Source organism: Romboutsia sp. BSD2780061687b_171204_C1, from assembly GCF_015560225.1.
Taxonomy (GTDB): Bacteria; Bacillota; Clostridia; order Peptostreptococcales; family Peptostreptococcaceae; genus Romboutsia_C; species Romboutsia_C hominis.
The window spans coordinates 352,429-371,928 of the sequence record NZ_JADMRK010000001.1; the positions used below are offsets into that span (position 1 = coordinate 352,429).

22 protein-coding genes are annotated in these 19,500 nt (G+C 26.2%); 13 read left to right on the forward strand and 9 right to left on the reverse strand.

Features of this window, described 5'->3' with window-relative positions:
* Positions 1–135: 135 nt before the first annotated feature.
* On the forward strand, positions 136–1,050 hold the full coding sequence (locus tag I2H23_RS01775; protein ID WP_166505062.1) for a DNA-processing protein DprA: 915 nt from the start codon (positions 136–138) through the stop codon (positions 1,048–1,050).
* 62 nt (positions 1,051–1,112) lie between these two features.
* Here I2H23_RS01775 and megL read toward each other — a convergent pair whose 3' ends face one another.
* Positions 1,113–2,306 (reverse strand): methionine gamma-lyase, encoded by a 1,194-nt coding sequence (gene megL / locus I2H23_RS01780; protein WP_166505063.1) that lies wholly within the window; start codon positions 2,304–2,306, stop codon positions 1,113–1,115.
* A gap of 328 nt (positions 2,307–2,634) precedes the next feature.
* On the opposite strand from megL, the gene I2H23_RS01785 reads away from it, so the two are divergent.
* Positions 2,635–3,582: a polysaccharide deacetylase family protein gene (locus tag I2H23_RS01785; RefSeq protein WP_092926713.1), complete on the forward strand. Its 948-nt coding sequence runs from the start codon at positions 2,635–2,637 to the stop codon at positions 3,580–3,582.
* Between the two features lie 46 nt (positions 3,583–3,628).
* On the opposite strand, the gene I2H23_RS01790 is transcribed toward I2H23_RS01785, so the two are convergent.
* The gene (locus tag I2H23_RS01790) at positions 3,629–3,856 is read right to left on the reverse strand and encodes a DUF1294 domain-containing protein (protein ID WP_243239965.1); all 228 of its coding nucleotides are present in this window, start codon (positions 3,854–3,856) and stop codon (positions 3,629–3,631) included.
* A 151-nt stretch (positions 3,857–4,007) separates the two neighbouring features.
* Between I2H23_RS01790 and I2H23_RS01795 the strand changes: the two genes are divergently transcribed.
* The 5 genes from I2H23_RS01795 (at position 4,008) to I2H23_RS01815 (ending at position 7,357) form a co-directional block, all read left to right on the forward strand.
* Positions 4,008–4,610 carry an NUDIX hydrolase gene (locus I2H23_RS01795; RefSeq protein WP_092926709.1) on the forward strand — a complete coding sequence of 201 codons (603 nt, stop codon included), beginning with the start codon at positions 4,008–4,010 and terminating at the stop codon, positions 4,608–4,610.
* Between the two features lie 90 nt (positions 4,611–4,700).
* Positions 4,701–5,348 carry a C40 family peptidase gene (locus I2H23_RS01800; protein ID WP_166505064.1) on the forward strand — a complete coding sequence of 216 codons (648 nt, stop codon included), beginning with the start codon at positions 4,701–4,703 and terminating at the stop codon, positions 5,346–5,348.
* A 189-nt stretch (positions 5,349–5,537) separates the two neighbouring features.
* A complete protein-coding gene (cysK, locus tag I2H23_RS01805) occupies positions 5,538–6,437 on the forward strand; it encodes a cysteine synthase A (protein WP_092926705.1) in 900 nt (299 codons plus the stop codon).
* A gap of 19 nt (positions 6,438–6,456) precedes the next feature.
* On the forward strand, positions 6,457–6,972 hold the full coding sequence (gene epsC, locus I2H23_RS01810) for a serine O-acetyltransferase EpsC (RefSeq protein ID WP_092926703.1): 516 nt from the start codon (positions 6,457–6,459) through the stop codon (positions 6,970–6,972).
* A 76-nt stretch (positions 6,973–7,048) separates the two neighbouring features.
* Positions 7,049–7,357 (forward strand): GIY-YIG nuclease family protein, encoded by a 309-nt coding sequence (locus I2H23_RS01815; RefSeq protein ID WP_092926701.1) that lies wholly within the window; start codon positions 7,049–7,051, stop codon positions 7,355–7,357.
* A 27-nt stretch (positions 7,358–7,384) separates the two neighbouring features.
* Here I2H23_RS01815 and I2H23_RS15415 read toward each other — a convergent pair whose 3' ends face one another.
* A complete protein-coding gene (locus I2H23_RS15415) occupies positions 7,385–8,131 on the reverse strand; it encodes a hypothetical protein (protein ID WP_271932758.1) in 747 nt (248 codons plus the stop codon).
* 249 nt (positions 8,132–8,380) lie between these two features.
* Here I2H23_RS15415 and I2H23_RS01825 point away from each other — a divergent pair, with 249 nt between their 5' ends.
* The gene (locus I2H23_RS01825) at positions 8,381–9,580 is read left to right on the forward strand and encodes a hypothetical protein (protein ID WP_092926697.1); all 1,200 of its coding nucleotides are present in this window, start codon (positions 8,381–8,383) and stop codon (positions 9,578–9,580) included.
* A 76-nt stretch (positions 9,581–9,656) separates the two neighbouring features.
* Here the strand turns inward: I2H23_RS01825 and I2H23_RS01830 are convergent, their stop codons facing one another.
* The 3 genes from I2H23_RS01830 to I2H23_RS01840 form a co-directional block, all read right to left on the reverse strand.
* Positions 9,657–9,833 (reverse strand): hypothetical protein, encoded by a 177-nt coding sequence (locus I2H23_RS01830; protein ID WP_176698699.1) that lies wholly within the window; start codon positions 9,831–9,833, stop codon positions 9,657–9,659.
* Between the two features lie 230 nt (positions 9,834–10,063).
* The gene (locus I2H23_RS01835) at positions 10,064–10,279 is read right to left on the reverse strand and encodes a hypothetical protein (protein ID WP_092926694.1); all 216 of its coding nucleotides are present in this window, start codon (positions 10,277–10,279) and stop codon (positions 10,064–10,066) included.
* Positions 10,280–10,505: 226 nt separating this feature from the next.
* A complete protein-coding gene (locus I2H23_RS01840) occupies positions 10,506–10,745 on the reverse strand; it encodes a hypothetical protein (protein ID WP_092926692.1) in 240 nt (79 codons plus the stop codon).
* 482 nt (positions 10,746–11,227) lie between these two features.
* On the opposite strand from I2H23_RS01840, the gene I2H23_RS01845 reads away from it, so the two are divergent.
* The 3 genes from I2H23_RS01845 (at position 11,228) to I2H23_RS01855 (ending at position 13,380) form a co-directional block, all read left to right on the forward strand.
* Complete coding sequence (locus I2H23_RS01845) at positions 11,228–12,391, forward strand: AI-2E family transporter (protein WP_092926690.1); 1,164 nt, start codon at positions 11,228–11,230, stop codon at positions 12,389–12,391.
* Between the two features lie 249 nt (positions 12,392–12,640).
* Positions 12,641–13,045 (forward strand): hypothetical protein, encoded by a 405-nt coding sequence (locus tag I2H23_RS01850; protein ID WP_092926688.1) that lies wholly within the window; start codon positions 12,641–12,643, stop codon positions 13,043–13,045.
* Positions 13,046–13,152: 107 nt separating this feature from the next.
* Entirely contained in the window at positions 13,153–13,380 is a 228-nt protein-coding gene (locus I2H23_RS01855; RefSeq protein ID WP_166506227.1) for a hypothetical protein, read from the forward strand.
* Positions 13,381–13,423: 43 nt separating this feature from the next.
* Here I2H23_RS01855 and I2H23_RS01860 read toward each other — a convergent pair whose 3' ends face one another.
* On the reverse strand, positions 13,424–13,570 hold the full coding sequence (locus I2H23_RS01860) for a hypothetical protein (protein WP_166505074.1): 147 nt from the start codon (positions 13,568–13,570) through the stop codon (positions 13,424–13,426).
* A gap of 291 nt (positions 13,571–13,861) precedes the next feature.
* Here I2H23_RS01860 and I2H23_RS01865 point away from each other — a divergent pair, with 291 nt between their 5' ends.
* The gene (locus I2H23_RS01865; RefSeq protein WP_195580922.1) at positions 13,862–15,721 is read left to right on the forward strand and encodes an SEL1-like repeat protein; all 1,860 of its coding nucleotides are present in this window, start codon (positions 13,862–13,864) and stop codon (positions 15,719–15,721) included.
* Positions 15,722–15,766: 45 nt separating this feature from the next.
* Here I2H23_RS01865 and I2H23_RS01870 read toward each other — a convergent pair whose 3' ends face one another.
* Positions 15,767–16,729 (reverse strand): calcium/sodium antiporter, encoded by a 963-nt coding sequence (locus tag I2H23_RS01870; protein ID WP_195580923.1) that lies wholly within the window; start codon positions 16,727–16,729, stop codon positions 15,767–15,769.
* Positions 16,730–16,917: 188 nt separating this feature from the next.
* Positions 16,918–17,853 carry a magnesium transporter CorA family protein gene (locus I2H23_RS01875; protein ID WP_092926682.1) on the reverse strand — a complete coding sequence of 312 codons (936 nt, stop codon included), beginning with the start codon at positions 17,851–17,853 and terminating at the stop codon, positions 16,918–16,920.
* Positions 17,854–18,230: 377 nt separating this feature from the next.
* Between I2H23_RS01875 and I2H23_RS01880 the strand changes: the two genes are divergently transcribed.
* On the forward strand, positions 18,231–19,361 hold the full coding sequence (locus I2H23_RS01880; RefSeq protein ID WP_195580924.1) for an aldo/keto reductase: 1,131 nt from the start codon (positions 18,231–18,233) through the stop codon (positions 19,359–19,361).
* Positions 19,362–19,500 lie beyond the last annotated feature (139 nt).

Here is a 19,500-nt window from a genome sequence, read left to right on the forward strand (position 1 = left end):
AAATTAAAAAAATTATAAAAATATAAAACGCGTTATTGCAAAAAAATAAGCAACTATGCAAAAAAATTTGCTGAAAAGCAAAAATTACTATTTAGATTGGTTAAACTAATTAAAACGATAAATCAGGAGAAAGATATGAATGATTTAATTCTTACGCTGCTTAATTTAAAATACATAGGAAATAAAACAATAGAATACATACTACATATTAGCAAAAGTACAAAACATAATGAAAAAGAGATTTTACATTTACTGGAAGAGGCAAATTTGAAAGGTAAAACAAAACGAATATATACGTTAGATGATATAAAAATAGCTATTAATAAAACATATAAAATTAAAGAATCTTGTATAAAACAAAATATAAAAATTGTAAGCATACTAGAAAGTAGCTATCCTGAAAAGTTAAGACATATAAATGATAGACCATTATTACTTTTTTATAAAGGAAATTATAGTGCTATGACAAATAATAAATCAATAGCTATAATAGGAAGTAGAAAAGCTAGTGTAAAAGGGCTAAAGTCATCTTACAATATGGCCTATTTACTAGGGAAAGATGGATATAGTATTATAAGTGGACTAGCTAAAGGTTGTGATGAACAAGCACATAAAGGTTGCTTAGATGCATTTGGAAGTACAGTAGCGGTTTTACCATGTCCTTTAGATAATATATATCCTAAAAGTAATGTAAAGTTAGCAAATGATATAGTAGATAATAAAGGGTGCTTAGTAAGCGAATATCCATTAGGAAGTAATATACATAAAAGCAATTTTATAAGAAGGAATAGACTTCAAAGTGGATTAAGCAATGCTTTAATAGTATGTGAGACAAATGAAAATTCTGGTACAAATCATACCATTAATTTTTGCATAAATCAAAATAGGATTTTATCTTGTATAAATATTAAGCGAAATGTAGAGATTATAGATAATAAAAATTGTATAGTTATAAATGATGAATGTGATATAAATAAGCTTAAAGAAAAAATAGAAAATGGTAATAAAAATTATATAGATAATGGTAAGCAACTAGTATTTAAATTATAAAAGTTATCTAAATAAAAACTAGAGAGGGCGTTTACCTCTCTAGTTATATTAAAGAAAAATTACTATAGTCTATCAAGACCTTGTTTTAAATCTGCTATTATATCATCACAATCCTCTAATCCAACAGATATTCTAATTAATCCATCTGAAATTCCTGCTGCAGCTCTTTCTTCTGGAGTATATGGAGAATGAGTCATTGAAGCTGGATGTTGAATTAATGTTTCACAGTCCCCTAAACTAACAGCAAGAGTGCATAATTCTAAAGAATTTAATAATTTCTTACCTGCTTCTAATCCACCCTTAACTTCAAAGGCTATCATACCACCAGGCATATCCATTTGTTTTTTAGCTAGTTCATATTGAGGGAAGCTTTTAAGTCCTGGATAATTTACTTTTATAACATTTTCATGAGTTTCTAAAAATTCTGCAACTTTCATAGCATTTTGAGTATGTCTATCCATTCTAATTTGTAAAGTTTTCATACCTCTAAGTATTAAATAAGCATCGAATGGGCTTAAAACAGCACCAGTCATATCTTTAACTCCAAATAATCTTACTTGATTTATAAAGTCTTGTTTACCAACTACAAAACCAGCTATAACATCTCCGTGACCGTTTAAGTATTTAGTAGCTGAATGAACAACTACATCTGCACCTAATTCTAGAGGTCTTTGTATGTATGGAGTACAGAATGTATTATCTACTATGACTATACAATTTTTAACTTCATGTGCAATATTAGATATAGTTTCAATATCCATTATCTTTAAATCTGGATTTGCTGGAGTTTCTAAATAAACAACTCTAGTATTTTCTCTCATAGCAGATTTAACTTCATCTATATTAGATGCATCTACGAAAGTTACATCTACACCATATCTACTTATACCATGATTTAGTAATGCAAATGTACAACCGTATAATGTTTTTGAAGCAACAACATGATCTCCTGCTTTTAAAGCAGTCCAAAGAGCAGAACTTATAGCACCTATTCCAGAAGCTGTTGACATACAAGCTTCTCCATTTTCAAGTAAAGCCATTTTCTCTTCTAATTGAGAATTTGTAGGATTTCCTAATCTAGAATATATGTATCCACCTTCTTCAAGAGCAAATCTTCTACCACCTTGTTCAGCACTATCAAATACAAAAGTTGATGTTTGGAATATTGGTGTAGTTAAAGCACCAGATACTGGATCTTTATGATGTCCTCCGTGAATAGCTTTTGTAGCAAATTTTTTCCCTCTTAAGTTTTCCATAGTAATTCCCTCCTAAATTTGATTAAATAGTAGTGTCTTACAATTTTCTTGAAAACGTTTTGTTAAGTTTTCAACATCAATATAACACTAAAAAAAATTCTTGTAAACAATATGGAATAAAATAGTAAGATTTCTATAATTTAAAATATTTAGATATAATGAAAATTAAAGAAATTAGATACCATTATTTGATAAATTAAAAACCATTAGTATAAAATAGTTGGATACAAAATTGTAAATTTTATCATGTGGTTTTTTACAAATAAGTGCTATATAATTAAATGTAGAACAATTATAGACAATAAAAGACAGAACGGGGGAATTTTTTATGCCGAAAAAGAACAATATAAACTTTGGTTCTAAGAAAAAAGGTCGCGTTGATGTTAAAAAAGTAGCATTAGTTTCAGTAGCATCAATAGTCATAATATTTGGAGGCTATAAGTTAGTCGGAGCGACAGCATCATTTATAGCTGAACAAAAGCAAGAAAAAATTGAAATGCAAAAAAAGGCTGAGGCAGAAAGATTAGCAGCTGAGAAGAAGCGTAAAGAAGAAGAAGAAGCTAAAAAGAGAATGGTCGGAGTTAATCATGAAGGTAAAAAATATACTTATGATGCATTAAAAGTGGCTGACAAATTAAAGAAATACGATTATAGCAACAATGGAGAAAAAGTAGTATTTTTAACTTTTGATGATGGAACATCAACAACAGTTACTCCACAAATATTAAAAATATTAGATGAGTACGGAGTTAAAGCAACATTTTTCTTAACAGGAGAAAATATTGAACGTGGCGGATCAAAAGCTAAAGAACTTATAAAAGAAGAATTTGATAAGGGTCATGCAATAGCTAATCACTCTTATAGCCATGATTATAAAATACTTTATCCTAATAGAGTTTTAAATTTAGATAATTTTAAAGGTGACTTTGCAAAAACTGATAAGATATTAAAGGATACTTTAGGTCCAAACTTCTCAACAAGAGTTATAAGATGTCCAGGTGGACATATGTCATGGAAAGGTATGGAACCATTAGATCAGTATTTAAACGAAAATAAAATGGCATCTATAGACTGGAATGCTTTAAGTGGAGATGCAGAAGGTGGAAGAAAAACTCCAGCTCAATTAGTAGAATATGCTAAAAAGACAGCACAAGGTAAAGAAATGGTAGTTGTATTAATGCATGATACATATGGAAAAGAAGCTACTGCAAAAGCATTACCTCAAATAATAGAATATTTCAAATCAAATGGATATGAATTTAAAACATTATCTTAATTTTATAAAAAGCCTACAGGTATTTATTACCTTGTAGGCTTTTTTATTATGTTAAAATTAGCATCTGAATAATTAAAATTATTGGAACTCCTATTTTAAACTTGTTTTTTTGCGTTTTATGGTGGAATCTATACATTCCAATTAATATACCTAAACTGCCACCTACTAATGATAGCATCATAAGAGTATTTTCGCTTATTCTATATTCATGATTTATGGCCTTTTTCTTATCTATATACATTGAATAAAAAGAAGCTATATTTATAATTAACATATAAAATAAAAATAAATTTTCCATATATAATCCTTTCTTTTTAATTAAAATATTAATAATCGTAAATGAATATAATAACTTATATACTATAAAAATATATTATACATTAGTATAATATTAACATAGAATAAATAAAAAGGAAGTGTAAAACATGACTAAAATAAAAGATGTAACCACATTAGTTAAAACTAAATTTGTAGGGCTTTATGATGTTGAATATGAAAATAAAAATAATGACATAAGACACTGGATGGTAGCATCAAGAAAAGATGAAAATAATCTAAAGGAAATATATATAAACGATAAAGAAGATAAAATAGATGCAGTAGTAATAGCAGCATATCATAAAAGCGAAAAGAAGTTAGTACTTATAAAACAATTTAGAGTACCTATAAATAGTTATATATATGAACTTCCAGCAGGACTTGTGGATAATGAAGAGGGTATAGAAAAAGCGGTAAAAAGAGAATTAAAAGAGGAAACAGGTCTAGAACTTATAAGTATAAATAATATAAATAGTAATGATAAATTATATTTATCTCCAGGAATGACTGATGAATCAGTAGCATTTGTATATTGTTTATGTGATGGCAATTTAAGTAAAGAATTTTTAGAAGAAGATGAAGATATAGAAGCATTTTTAGTATCAAAGGAAGAAGCTAAAGAAATAATAAACGGAAGAGAAAAAATAGATATAAAATCATATCTACTACTTCAAATGTTTATAAACTTAGGTGAAAAACTATTTCATTAATTATATTATATAAATACTAAATATATATATATGATAACCGTATTATTTAATGTACGGTTTTTTATATATAAGTAAGTAGGGAGATTTAGTATGAATGTTAACCAAATAGTTATGATAGAGCTTTTAAATGCTATAAGCAAATCTAATTCAAAAAATAAAGCTTGTACAAACAATAATTCAAATGTATTTGATTTTGTATTACAAAGTACATTTAATAGTATACTTAATGATAGTCCAACATGTAGCTGTAGTTGTAGCTGTAGTAATGAGAATCAAAATAAACTTAATGGTTTAGATACACTTTTAAGTAATGTTAACGTAAGTAAAGTTAATAATAGTAGTAATATAAATAATGCTCAAAAAAGTAATAATAAGATGGATGATGCAATAAAATTGCTAGAAAGCCAAATAGGAAAGCCATATGTATGGGGGGCAACAGGACCAAAATCTTTTGATTGTTCTGGGCTAGTTCAATATGTTTATAAAAATGCACTAGGTAAAGATATACCTCGAGTATCCTATGAACAAAGTAAGTTTGGCAAAGCTATTGACAAAAAGGATTTACAAGTCGGAGATTTAATATTTTTCGATACTATGAATAAAGGCAGAGTTAGTCATGTGGGAATGTATGTAGGAAATGGTGAATTTATACATGCATCTAATCCAAAAGATGGAGTTAAAAAATCTAAACTAACAGGTTATTACGAAAAACACTATAGAGGAGCCAGAAGACCATAGAATTAATTACCTATAAAATAAGTTAATATGTATCATAAGTTTATGATATAGCTTAACTTATTTTATAGGCAGATATTCTTAAGATTAAGTAAGTGATTTTTTTTATAGTATAAATATATATATTTATGGGATTTATATTTATATATTATAAAATAATAGAAATAAATACTAAAATATAAGGAGCAAATTATGATTAATGAAAATATACTATCTACAATAGGAAATACTCCTATGATAAAACTTAACAATATAGGTAATAAAAATATATATGTAAAACTAGAAAAATACAACCCAGGAGGAAGTATAAAAGATAGAGCTGTTTTAAATATGATAAAAGGGCTAGAAGAAAGAAATATATTAAAAAATGGAAGTGTATTGGTAGAAGCTACAAGTGGGAATACAGGTATAGCTCTATCAATGGTAGGAGCTTTAAAAGGATACGAAGTTATAATAGTAATGCCAGACACTATGAGTGAAGAAAGAAGGACACTTATGAAATGTTATGGTGCCAAATTAATATTAACAGATGGCAAGCTAGGTATGGATGGTGCTATAAATAAAGCTAAAGAGTTAATAGAAAATAATGAAAACTATATAAGTTTAAATCAATTTGAAAATGAAGATAATCCATATGCTCATTACAATACAACAGCAGTTGAAATATTAAATGATGTTAAAGATATAGACATTTTTGTTTGTGGTGTAGGGACAGGAGGAACATTGACAGGAATAGGAAGATACCTAAAAGAAAAAAATAAAGACATTAAGGTGGTAGCATTAGAGCCAAAAAGTTCACCTGTAATATCTAAAAATATTAAAGGACCTCATAAAATTCAAGGTATAGGAGCAGGATTTATACCTAAAAATTATGACGATAGTATAGTAGATGAGGTTATTACAGTAAGTGATGAAGAGGCCTATGAAGGAGTAAGATTAATGGCTAAAAAAGAAGGGATATTAGTAGGAATATCATCAGGTGCAAATGTTTATGGTGCACTAGAATTATCAAAGAGATTTCCTAATAAGAAAATAGTTACAGTATCACCAGATGGGTTAGATAAATATATGTCTTTGAATATATTTAATTAAATCATAGAGGGATGATTATATGTTTGAGAAAATTAAAGCAGATATTGAGTATATAATGGAGAATGATCCAGCAGCAAGAAGCAAAACAGAGGTATTTTTACTTTATCCATCTATACATGCAAGGATAGGGCATAGTATTTCTCATTTTTTATATAGACATAAGAGATTTTTTTTAGCAAGGTTAGTATCACAAATCTCAAGATTTTTAACAGGTATAGAAATACATCCTGGGGCTAAATTAGGTGGAGGAATACTTATAGATCATGGTATGGGGGTAGTTATTGGAGAAACTGCTGAGGTTGGAAGTAGAGTAACTATATATCATGGAACAACTTTAGGTGGAACAGGAAAAGAAAAGGGAAAAAGACATCCAACTGTTGGTGATAATGTAATAATTGGGGCAGGAGCCAAAGTTTTAGGTCCTATCAATATAGGATCAAATTCAAAAATAGGATCAAATGCAGTTGTTTTAAAAGATGTACCAAATGGAGCTACAGTTGTTGGAATACCTGGTAAAGTTGTGAAGATAAGATAATCTCAAAAAGTAACATAATATATCTAAAACATGTTATTATATATTATAAAGTTAAAAATTAAGGATGGATGATTTTATGCATTTTACATATATAATAAGATGTAGAGATAATTCTTTATATACAGGATACACAACTGATGTAATAAGACGTATGAAAGAACACGAAAAAGGTATAAATTCTAAATACACAAGATCAAGAGGTTTTTTAAAACTAGAAGTATGTTTTGTAAGTGATACGAAAAGTAAAGCTATGAAATTAGAAAGTTATATAAAAAAACTTTCTAGAAATAAAAAGCTTTGGCTAATAGAAAATAATGAAGAGTTTGTAAATGAATTAGAAGATAAAGAAGAATATAAAATATATAAAGAGGAAGCTTTAAAATAATCAAGCTTCCTCTTTATATATTTTATATTAATTTTTATAAGGGATTTTTTTAGGAGGCATATATTTTTCTTTTACTTTTTTACCAGGAGCTTCATATCCTTTAGGTCCCATAGGTCCCATTTCACCTTGAGCCCCCTTAGGCCCAGTAGGTCCCATTTCGCCTTTAGGACCAGCAGGTCCCATAGGTCCTATTTCACCTTTAGATCCAGCAGGTCCCATAGGCCCCATTTCGCCTTTAGGACCAGCAGGTCCCATAGGTCCCATTTCACCCTTAGGACCAGTAGGTCCCATAGGTCCCATTTCACCTTTAGATCCAGCAGGTCCCATAGGTCCCATTTCGCCTTTAGATCCAGCAGGCCCCATAGGTCCCATTTCACCCTTAGGTACTTGTACACCTATACTCAAATTTGTACCACATAGAGGATTAACATAGGTTTCTTTACCAAAATCTATATATTGAATGGCATTAAGTTTTACGTATATAGGTCCCTTACCGGATGGAGTTTTACCAACAACTCCGCAACTATTTACATCACATATACAAAGTCTTAATATACAATTATTATCTACTAACTTTAATCCAACAATCCTTCCTATACAATTACATAATATATGAAATATTTCACAGTTGCACAAATCGACAGGATATACAAACATAGGGGACATTTTTAAATTTGCACCCTTATCTTTTTTATATTCTTTTTCACAATGGCAATCATCTAAATCATAGTACTTTTTACACTTCTTAGTTTTATTCATACAATCTTTATGCATACAAACACCCCATGTCAAATATTTTAATTTAGTAGTAATACTACATAATATACATATATGATAAAAACATTTAAAAGGAAACAATAAGTCACCAAAATAAGTAAAATATATATACAATAAGTGATGGGAAAATATAAGAGATATTCATTTTATCAAGCATTTTAAATAAGTCACCCTTAAGAAATTTAATACATATAATGATGTAAGGTGTCGTATAGATACTTTAATTAATAAAAGGAGGCTTATTTTGTGAACTCTGAAGAGAAAAATAATAGAATAGAAGGTTATGAAGACTATGAAGATTATATGTTAATGGATAGCATTTCTAAAAGATCTCCTTTTTACAATTTGAACAAGAGTGTTGAAAGAAAGTACAACAAAAATTGTAAAGAAGAAGAAAAATATAATAAAAAGTCAGACGAGAGTAGTGATAACTGCGAAGTAACCGAATCAAATAACAGTACTAAAAGTAATGTAAATCAAAATAATAAAGAAGAAAAAGAGCAAAGCAAAAAATCAGACGAGAGTAGTGACAAATGCAAAGTAATAGAATCAAATAATAACACTAAAAGTAATGTAAATCAAAATGATAAAGAAGAAAAAGAGAACAATAAAAAGTCAATCGAGAGTAGCAATAGATATAAAGCAACAGGCTTGCATAACAATACTAGAATTAATGGTAATAAAAATCATAAAGGAGAAGAGCACAACAAAAAGTCAGGCAAGAAAATTAACACAAACAAGTTGGTAGAATTATTACTACAATATATTAATAATAATAAAATTAATCCATTAACCATAATGAGTTTAGATGAAAATATATATTCAAAATCTAATTTAGAAGGTGTAAATGTATTAGATGGTTTATTATCAAATATGTTAATGAGTGATTATAAACTAAACGAAAGTAATAATAATTCAATTGGCGAAATTATAAAACTAATGAATGGAGGAATATCAAAAATGGAACCAGATTATGGAAATGAAAAAAGTAATAAAAATAATGAAGATATAAATGAAAATTTAAAAAGAATACTAGAAAGCGTAAATATAGATGAATTAAAACAAGAAGTAGAAGGAAAATCTATGGAAGAAATTATAGAAATGGCTAAAAAAGTATCATCAAGTATAAACTTCGATAATAGACAAAATGAAGAAAATAAATCAAATGTGAATAATGATGTAAGTGATATATTAGAAGATGCAGATATAAATAAACTAAAGCAAGAAGTAGAAGGAAAGTCTATGGAAGAAATTGTAGAAATGGCTAAAAAAATAGCATCAAATATAGATTTTGATAATGTACAAAATGATAAAAGCAAACCAAATATGAATAATGATATAAGTAATATATTAGAAGACATAGATATAAATAAACTAAAGCAAGAAGTAGAAGGAAAGTCTATGGAAGAAATTATGGGAATGATAAAAAAGATATCTAAAAAATAATTGCATATATAAATAAGACACCTATAATATTATAGGTGTCTTTTATTAATTAATATATATTATAAGTTATATTATCTTAGCAATGATCATGTCCTTTTTTGTTACAGAAGAATAAAAGGATTATTATTATAAATATAAAGCATTTATTATTATCATCGCAGTCGAAGTCGCAGTTAAATCCATTGTTACAAAGTAATAAAAGTAATATTATTAAAAAGTTATCATCACAAAAACAATTATTTTTTCCAAACATATTAAAACCTCCATTATATTTTTACTTAAGATTTAAATTAAAAGATATAATTTTTTATATCTAATAAATAATATGTACTAAATACAGGAAAAGTTACTAATTTCGACAAAAAAATAGAGTGAATTAGTTATGTAATTAAATCAATTAAAAATATAAAAAATTGTATATAAAAGGCACCTATGATATAATAGGAGCCTTTTTAATTAATAGATATTATAAGTTATATTATCTTAACAATGATCATGTCTTTTTTTGTTACAGCAGAATAAAAGAATTATTATTATAAATATAAAGAATACATTTCTATCGTTGCATTTATCATGGTGATCACATTCATTATGGTGATTACATTCATTATGATGATCGCAGTCCAATCCATCGTTACAAAGTAATAAAAGTAATATTATTAAAAAATTATCATTACAAAAAATATTATTTCCAAACATATTAAAACCTCCATTATATTTTTACTTAAGATTTAAATTAAAAGATATATTTTCATATATCTAATAAATAATATGTATAAAACACAGAAAAAGTTACTAATTTCGACAAAGTGATTGGAGTAAATTAATGAATTATGTAATTAATTTAAATAAAAAATAAATATATATATAAATGAGGCACCTATAATAGGTGCCTTTTGTTAATTAATATATATTATAACTTACATTATCTTAAGCAATTACCATGTCCTTTTTTATTACAGAAGAATAAAATGATTATTATAAATATAAAGAATTCGTTATTATTACATCTTCTATTGTTATCTTCACAATTGTCTCCATCATGGCCTCTACCGTGACCGCAGCCAAATCCATCGTTACAAAGTAATAAAAGTAATATTATTAAAAAGTTATCATCACAAAAACCATTATTTCTTCCAAATCCATTAAAGTCGTTTCCAAACATATTAAAACCTCCACTATATTTTTATTATTTAAGATTTAAATCAAAAGATATATTTTCATATATCTAATAAATAATATGTACTAAATACAGAAAAAGTTACTAATTTCGACAAAAATATTTAAAATTATACAAAAAGTATTTAACAAATTACTAATATATAAATTAAGCTTAGTAAAAAAGCAAAAGTCGAATTTATTGTATTTCAACATAAAATGAAAATATATAAAAAGGAAAGATAACAGCATTACTTGGAATAAATGATGTGGGTAAATCAATAATATTAAAATATATAAGTGGTCTTACTAAAACAGACAAAGATGAAACACTATGTAGTTAAGATTAAATTTTAATATGAAGATAAATTCATATTAAATATATCAATTTATTGACAATAAATATGTTATATTGGTTATAATTATATGATAGGTAAAAAATAATCATCTATTAGAAGGTAAATTTAATTAGGAGGAATCACAAAGTAAATGAAAGTTGAATGGAATAACAAATATACTACTATATCGGTGTATGCGATTATAGTTATATGCTGTAGTTTATTGTTTTTTAATATATTAGACAAACTACCAGCATTTACTGAAAACTTAAGTTGGGTTATGTCAACATTACAACCTTTTGTTATAGGATTTGTAATAGCATATTTACTTAACTTTATACTAGTATTTTTTGAAGAAAAAATTTTAGTGTTTGATTCAATTAAAAACATGAAACAAAAAGGTAAAAGAGCTATAAGTTTATTATTAACTTACACAACAGCTTTTATAATACTTTATTTATTTATACAATTTGTGTTACCACAGTTAGTAGACAGTGTGGTAGGACTTGTTAATGACATACCAACATATGTAAATAATGTAACTGTATTCATAGAAAGTCTAACTAAAAATATAGATTTAAACAATGAATATATGACTATAGCTGTAGGTAAGTGGAACGAATTTATAGACTATACTATAAAAATAATATCTAATTTAATTCCGGTACTTGGAGGCATGTTAAAAACTACTGCATCAGGTGTTTGGAATATAGTATTAGGCTTAATAATATCTATTTATATGTTAATAGATAAGGAAAAGTTCTGTGGACTTAGCAAAAAAGTAACTTATGCGATATTTAATAAAGCACGTGCTGACAAAGCTATTGAGTTAACAAATAGAGCTAATGATACATTTGGTAAGTTTTTAAGTGGAAAGATAATAGATTCAGCTATAATAGGTGTATTAACTTTCATTGTACTTACAATATTTAAAATGCCATATACATTACTTATATCAGTAATAATAGGTATAACTAACATAATACCATTCTTTGGGCCGTTCTTTGGAGCGATACCTTCAGTTATAATAATAATGTTTGTATCTCCAATTAAAGCATTATGGTTTATATTAATAATAATTATTATACAACAATTAGATGGTAATGTAATAGGACCTAAGATATTAGGAGATTCAATAGGAATATCAGCATTTTGGATATTATTCTCATTATTAGTAGCAGGAAAGTTATTAGGATTAGTTGGAATGATAATAGGCGTTCCTTTATTTGCTTGGCTATACTCTATAGTAAAAGAGATAGTGGAATATAGATTAAAGAAAAAAGGGCTGCCAGAAGATACAGAAAAATATATGTAATGCAAAGAGGCTGTTGTAGAATGATTAAATCTAATCATTTTGCAACAGCCTCTTAAATGTTATAAATTCTGAGAGTAACGTAATAACATTTATATTATTGACAAAAAGAATATAAATATACATAAAAAAATAATTTACTTGATTGAGTCAATTATACATTGTATAATGGAGGAAAAGCTTATTTTATATAAGAGTACTTAGCTATAAATTATTAATCATAATAATCACATCATTAGGAGGAAAAGTCTTATGAGTAGGGAGTTAGAATTAGAAGACAACGAAATAGTAAGAGCTAGTATGAAGTGTTATAGGAAAGTAAGCAATACTGAATTAGTATTAAATTTTTTAACCAATATGTTTGTAGCGAGTCAATCACTAGTTGCAGCAGGAGAAATCGTTAATGAATACATAGTTACATTAACAGATAAAAATTTATACTTAGAAGGAATATATCATGTACCATTAGGGGGATTATCCGAGGTAAACAATTTATCAAAGATACCCTTAAAAAATGTTGAGGATTTTATTGTAGAAGAAAAGGGGAAAGAAGAGTTAGTTACAATATTAGTAAGTAAAGGTAAAAATTTAAAATTAATACGTAAAAACAATGGTTGGACAAATGATGCTATGAAGATTAAAGAGCTATATTTTTAATATAAAAAAGAGCTATCTAATATTAGATGGCTCTTTTTTATGATTTATAATTATGATATAATAAGACAAAATTAAAATATATAAAGAAAGGAAGAGTTATGGCAGAAATAACTATAAAACTTACAAGAGATAATTTTAATTTTAGATTTAAGCAGTATGAAGGAATGTTTTTTAATGCAAGTATAAATGAAGGTAATGAAGTTGTAAGATACAAAATAACTAAAGATAAAGAAGGAAAAGAACTTAAGGAATTTGGTAATACACATATAAAAGAAAATCATATGTTGTATATACCTCAAATTGAAGCATATATAGATTTAAAAACATTAAAATAGAAAATACCCCACTTAAAGTAAATCAAGTGGGGTATTTTCTATTTTAGATAAACATTCTATAAACTAAAAGTATTATAAATAGCACAAGTGCTATCTTAAAGACTAATCCACCTAAAAACTTAATTGCTTTTATAGCGATACCAATTAATACAATAGCCATAACTATTTTAAAAATTAAATCTATATTCATAAAATCACTCCTATTTACTAAATTATAAATATTTATTAAAAAACATTATAATGCTAATACATAAATGAACAAGCCACTTAAACTCATAATAAATATAATTTATACATAAATTATATAAGATATTAGTATGCATGGCTATACACTACATAAAAATTAATTAAATATATCTACTATTACAATATTATTACAGAAAGACAAAAAATTAGCTAAAAATTGTAAGTTTGTTATATAATATATAATTATTAAAACAGATTACTAAAATAAAAGTAAAGTTTAAATAGGGAGTTAAATATGAGAAGTACAAAATTTTCAATACAAAATATAAAAAATATTCCAAAAGACCCAGCAATACATCATACTAAAGCAAGTTTGCTTGAGAAAATGGGTAAAATAGATAAAGCTATAGAAGTATATATAAAATCTGCAGAAGAAGGATATGTAAAATCTCAATATGCATTAGGTAATATATTTGAATCTAGAGGTCAATACAATGAAGCAGAAAAGTGGTATTCTATGGCATTTAGGAATGGACAAGACGAAGCTGCTCTTAATCTAGGCAATATATATTTTATATCTAATGCTTATGAATATTCACTTTATTGGTATGAAAAATTGGCTATTTTAGGAGATCTACAAGCCCAAAATAATTTAGGAGTTGTTCATTATAAGCTTAAAGATTATATAAGAAGTGAAAAGTGGTTAAAAGAAGCAGCTAAAGGTAATTTTGGTTTAGCTTGCTTTAATCTAGGTATACTTTATGATAAATTAGGAAAAAAAGAAGAATCTATTGAATATTATAAGAAGGGTTCAGTATTATTAAATGAAGAATCTAAGTATAATTTAGCGATAATAAACTATATAGATGGTGATGATAAGTCAGCAATAAGCTTATATAAACATTTACATAAAGTAGGAAATTTAAAAGGGTGCTTTAATATAGGTCTTATAATGGAGATTAATGAAGAATTTGAAGAGGCCGAAAGATATTATATAAAAAGTGCTGACAAAGGTTGTACAAAGTCTCAATATAGATTGGCATATATATATGATAGAGATGAAGATGATAAAAATGCTATAGAATATTATGAAGAAAGTATAAAAAATGGATGTGCTTTAGCAAGTTATAGATTAGGAAACTTATATAATAGAAATAATGATATAGAAAATGCTAAAAAGTATTATGAGATAGCATCAAATTCAGATATAATAGAAGCTAAAAATAATTTAGCAGGTTTATATTTTGAAGAAGAGGATTATGAAACAGCGAAAAAATATTATGAGGAATGTATAGAAGGAGGATTAATAGAATCTATTGAAAATATGGGTGATTTATATCATAAGATAAATGATATAGACAATGCCATATCTTGTTATAGAAAAATAGAAAATAAGTTATCATGTCAAGTTAAGCTTGGGAAGATATATGAAGATAAGTGTGATTTTGAGAAAGCTTTAATGTGGTATAAAAGAGCTAGTGAAAATCAAGATGTAGAATCTAGCTATAAAGCAGGATGTATATATGAAGCTAATAATGATATAGAAAATGCTAAGAAGTATTTTAATATTGCCATATTAAAAAATCACATAAATTCAAGAATACATTTAGGTAGAATATACTTTGCAGAAGAAAATTATGAAGAAGCAAAGAAAATGTTTGAAACACCAGCGAATGATTCAAATATATATTCACAACACATGCTAGGTCTTATATATGATATTTTCTATAAAGACTATACAAATTCAAAGTATTGGTACGAAAAGGCTAGAAACCAAAAGTGCGAAGAATCTATATATAACTTAGGGCAATTAAGTTTAAAATTAAATGAAGATGAAGAAGCTAAAAAATACTATAAAGAAGGTTTTAATTTAGGAAATAAAAAATGTGAATACATGCTAGCTGGTATATATTATAAGAAAAGTTTAGATATGTATAAAAGTCTAGCAGAAGAAGAATATGATAATTCTAAGCAAATATTAAAGACAATGCCAGATCTGAGCATAAACTTTGATGAAGTACTTACTCCGCCATTTAAAGAAATTGATTTAAATGAGGAAGAAGAAGAGTATGTACCAATATATATATTAGAAAAAGATGAGAATTTAAAATTACAATTTGAAAAACCATTAGAAGAAATGATAATAGATAAATAATAGAAAAAAATACCTCAAAGTAAAATATATTACTTTGAGGTATTTTTACCTTGAAACTAAATATATCATATATATAAAATATGTAGTTATTAAAAATAAACTTTCGTACTTTGTTATTTCTTTATCTTGAACAACAAATATATAAGAAAGTATTATAGCGCATATCATAAATATACTATCCAATATTAGTGTAGGCTCTAGAGATAAAGGAGAGATAAATGCTGATGCACCTAAAATAAATAAAATATTAAATATATTAGAACCAATTACATTCCCAACAGCAATATCGTTTTCACCTTTAGTGGCTGCAATAACAGATGTAATAAATTCTGGTAAAGAAGTACCAAGTGCTACAACTGAGATACCAATTAAGTGATCACTTACGCCAAAGGAATAAGCTATATTAGTTGCACAACTTACAACCATTTTCCCACCAATTATAATAGCTATAAGACCAACTCCTGAAATTAATAAAGACTTAGCTAAAGAATTATCTATAGATATAGAGGCTATATTTGTATTTGCTTCTAAAAATTCATAACTTTCTTTTAGTGACAAGTTTCTATTTCTTAATGCTTCTTTTATCATATCATATAAAAATAGTAAAAATAACAATAAAAGTATCATACCATCAATACGACTTATAGTTAAGTCTATTGACAAGTATAAAGCTATCATAGAGGTAATTATAAGTATTGGCATCTCCTTTTTTACTATTGATTTTCTAACCTGTAAATTTTTAATAAAAGCAGTTGTACCTAAAACCATCAATATATTAAATATATTAGAGCCAATAATATTTCCTAGAGATAAACCATTTTGATTATCTATAGAAGCTATTATACTAACTGAAACTTCAGGTAATGATGTACCAAAAGCTACAATAGTAAGTACAATTAAAATTGGAGGAATTTTTAGTATAGTGGCAATATCTGATGAACCGTCAACAAAGTAGATAGCCCCTTTTATAAGCAGTAAAAAACCGAAAATTAGTAATATGTAATTCATACAATTACCTCCCAAAAATAAATAAGTAAATATAAGTTCACGCAACTTTATAATAAAAAACCTCCAAGGTAGAGCATGTCTGCCTCGAAGGTCTTGATTTATAAAAAACTTGTTAATCAAGTTATTTTACAAGGGTTCTATAATATATGAAAATTATATTATAGAATATATTAAAATTAATTGTTATATTATAATAGCTTATTTCTAGACATAAAGAATGTAACAACTAAGCAAATTAAAGCAGTAATAACCATTACAATCCAAAATCCATTAATATGATTTGCATAAGGAATACCTCCAACGTTCATTCCAAAGAAACCAGATACAATAGTAGGTATAGTAGTTATAAGAGTAACAGATGTTAAAAACTGCATAACATTATTTTGATTATTACTAATAATAGCACTAAAAGCATCCATAATTCTACTTAATATATCTCCATATATAGTGGCCATCTCTAAAGCCTGTTTATTTTCAACTATAACATCTTCTAGCAAATCTTCATCGTCAGAGTATTTTTTTATACTAGTAGTACGAACCATTTTATTTAAAACTAGTTCTATAGCTTTTAAAGAAGTAGAAAAATAAACTAATGATTTTTCAAGTTCTAGAAGCTGTATAAGTTCTTTATTTTTCATAGATTTAGTAACTTCTTTTTCTATAACGGTAGTTATTTTATTTATTTTTCTTAGATAATATAAATAATAACTAGCATTTTTATGAAGAATTTGAAGTATAAACCTAGTTTTTTTATAAGTGTAAAATTCTTTTATATGGCCTACAATAAAATCATTTATAATTTTAGTTTGAGCAGAACATACAGTAAGTATTGCATTTTCACACATTATTATACCAATAGGAATAGTAGTATAATGAGTTGAATTTACATCACTTTCATCAACTGGGATATCAATAAGTATAAGTGTATGATTATCTTCGACATCTATTCTAGAGCGTTCCTCCTCATCAAGAGCAGATCTTACACTATCTTCATCTATATTTAATAAATCAACTATCTCACTTATTTCATTTTGATTAGGTTCAACAAGATTTATCCAACAGCCATTTTCAAATGAATTTAACTTTTCTAATTTGTTGTCAATAGTCTTATAGTATCTTATCATGGCAACACATCCTTTATTCAATTTTATATAAATCTTATCACTTAGTATTATTAATTAAATGACTGATTTATATAAGAAGATAAGTAAATTAGCCATTTAAAAGATAATAATAAGTGATGCTTTTTAAATCAATATCCCCCAAAGGACTTTGATCCATTTTCCATCACTCTCCTATTAAAAATAATATTAAAAATTTTATATCCTTTAAATAGGATACCTTGTTATCAAACATAAATCAAGTTTTCAGTTAAAAATATATTAAAAAAATAAAGAATATAGCATGATTTATTTGATTAATAATAAAAAATTGTAATATATAGGAAAAATTATTAAATATAATATAAGTAGATAATATTTTTAGAGGGGGAGGAAGTAATATGAGATATAGAGAAATCGGAAATACTGGTGAAAAAGTGTCTATATTAGGATTTGGGTGTATGAGGTTTCCATTAAAGGATAATAAAATAGACAAGAAAAAATCAAGGGAAATGCTTATATATGCAATAGATAACGGTATAAATTATATAGATACAGCATACCCATATCATAATGGAGAAAGTGAAATATTTGTAGGAGAAGTATTAAAAGATGGATATAGAGAAAAGGTTAAATTAGCGACAAAGCTACCTTCATGGCTAGTAAATAAAAGAGAAGATATGTATAAATATATATATGAACAATTAGAAAAATTACAAACTGACTATATAGACTTTTATTTAATACATAATCTAAATAAGAAAGATTATACTAGATTAAAGGAAAATGGGTTATTTGATTTTATAAAAGATATAAAAGAAAGAGGAATAGTAAAACATATTGGTTTTTCATTTCATGATACATTAGATGTATTTAAAGAAATAGTAGATGACTATGACTGGGAATTTGCCCAGATACAGTATAATTACATAGATGAAGATTATCAGGCAGGTACAGATGGACTTATGTATGCTCGAGAAAAAGGATTAGGTATAGTTATAATGGAACCGCTTCGAGGAGGAGCATTAGTAAATAATTTATCTAGTGATATAACAAATATAATTAATAATAGCTTAACTAGTAGAAATGCTGTAGGATGGGCTTTTAAGTTTTTATATGATAAGAAAGAGATAGATGTAGTTTTAAGTGGAATGTCAAATTTAGAACAAGTTGTAGAGAATATAAATATAGCTTCTAAGGAAGGTATAAAAGAATCTATGAGTAAATATGAAAAAGAAACGATAAAAGAGCTTAGAGATATGTTTAAATCCAAAATAAGAGTAAATTGTACTGGATGTAAATATTGTATACCATGTCCAAACAGTGTTAAAATACCAAACTGCTTTGAATTATTAAATAATGCATTCATGTTTAATGATATAGGAAAAAATAAAGAACAATACAATATGTTTTTAGTAGGGTCGGGAAATGATGCAAAAAAATGTGTAGAATGTGGATTATGTGAAGAGAAATGTCCTCAACATATAAATATAATAGAAAAGTTAAAAGAAGTTAAAGATACATTTAAATGATAAAAATATATTAGTTTTAGAAAATAAAAATAGACTAACATATGTTAGTCTATTTTTATTTTAAATTTTTAGCTTTAGAATTAGGAAATAGCCCTAGATTTAGGAGTGTAAGAGCATTTAAATACAATTAAAGCTAAAA

Coding starts and splice junctions, on each gene's coding strand:
- I2H23_RS01775 (WP_166505062.1), top strand. CDS start 136: ATGAATGATTTAATTCTTACGCTGCTTAATTTAAAATACATAGGAAAT.
- megL (WP_166505063.1), bottom strand. CDS start 2,306: ATGGAAAACTTAAGAGGGAAAAAATTTGCTACAAAAGCTATTCACGGA.
- I2H23_RS01785 (WP_092926713.1), top strand. CDS start 2,635: ATGCCGAAAAAGAACAATATAAACTTTGGTTCTAAGAAAAAAGGTCGC.
- I2H23_RS01790 (WP_243239965.1), bottom strand. CDS start 3,856: ATGTTAATTATAAATATAGCTTCTTTTTATTCAATGTATATAGATAAG.
- I2H23_RS01795 (WP_092926709.1), top strand. CDS start 4,008: ATGACTAAAATAAAAGATGTAACCACATTAGTTAAAACTAAATTTGTA.
- I2H23_RS01800 (WP_166505064.1), top strand. CDS start 4,701: ATGAATGTTAACCAAATAGTTATGATAGAGCTTTTAAATGCTATAAGC.
- cysK (WP_092926705.1), top strand. CDS start 5,538: ATGATTAATGAAAATATACTATCTACAATAGGAAATACTCCTATGATA.
- epsC (WP_092926703.1), top strand. CDS start 6,457: ATGTTTGAGAAAATTAAAGCAGATATTGAGTATATAATGGAGAATGAT.
- I2H23_RS01815 (WP_092926701.1), top strand. CDS start 7,049: ATGCATTTTACATATATAATAAGATGTAGAGATAATTCTTTATATACA.
- I2H23_RS15415 (WP_271932758.1), bottom strand. CDS start 8,131: ATGCATAAAGATTGTATGAATAAAACTAAGAAGTGTAAAAAGTACTAT.
- I2H23_RS01830 (WP_176698699.1), bottom strand. CDS start 9,833: ATGTTTGGAAAAAATAATTGTTTTTGTGATGATAACTTTTTAATAATA.
- I2H23_RS01835 (WP_092926694.1), bottom strand. CDS start 10,279: ATGTTTGGAAATAATATTTTTTGTAATGATAATTTTTTAATAATATTA.
- I2H23_RS01840 (WP_092926692.1), bottom strand. CDS start 10,745: ATGTTTGGAAACGACTTTAATGGATTTGGAAGAAATAATGGTTTTTGT.
- I2H23_RS01845 (WP_092926690.1), top strand. CDS start 11,228: ATGAAAGTTGAATGGAATAACAAATATACTACTATATCGGTGTATGCG.
- I2H23_RS01850 (WP_092926688.1), top strand. CDS start 12,641: ATGAGTAGGGAGTTAGAATTAGAAGACAACGAAATAGTAAGAGCTAGT.
- I2H23_RS01860 (WP_166505074.1), bottom strand. CDS start 13,570: ATGAATATAGATTTAATTTTTAAAATAGTTATGGCTATTGTATTAATT.
- I2H23_RS01865 (WP_195580922.1), top strand. CDS start 13,862: ATGAGAAGTACAAAATTTTCAATACAAAATATAAAAAATATTCCAAAA.
- I2H23_RS01870 (WP_195580923.1), bottom strand. CDS start 16,729: ATGAATTACATATTACTAATTTTCGGTTTTTTACTGCTTATAAAAGGG.
- I2H23_RS01875 (WP_092926682.1), bottom strand. CDS start 17,853: ATGATAAGATACTATAAGACTATTGACAACAAATTAGAAAAGTTAAAT.
- I2H23_RS01880 (WP_195580924.1), top strand. CDS start 18,231: ATGAGATATAGAGAAATCGGAAATACTGGTGAAAAAGTGTCTATATTA.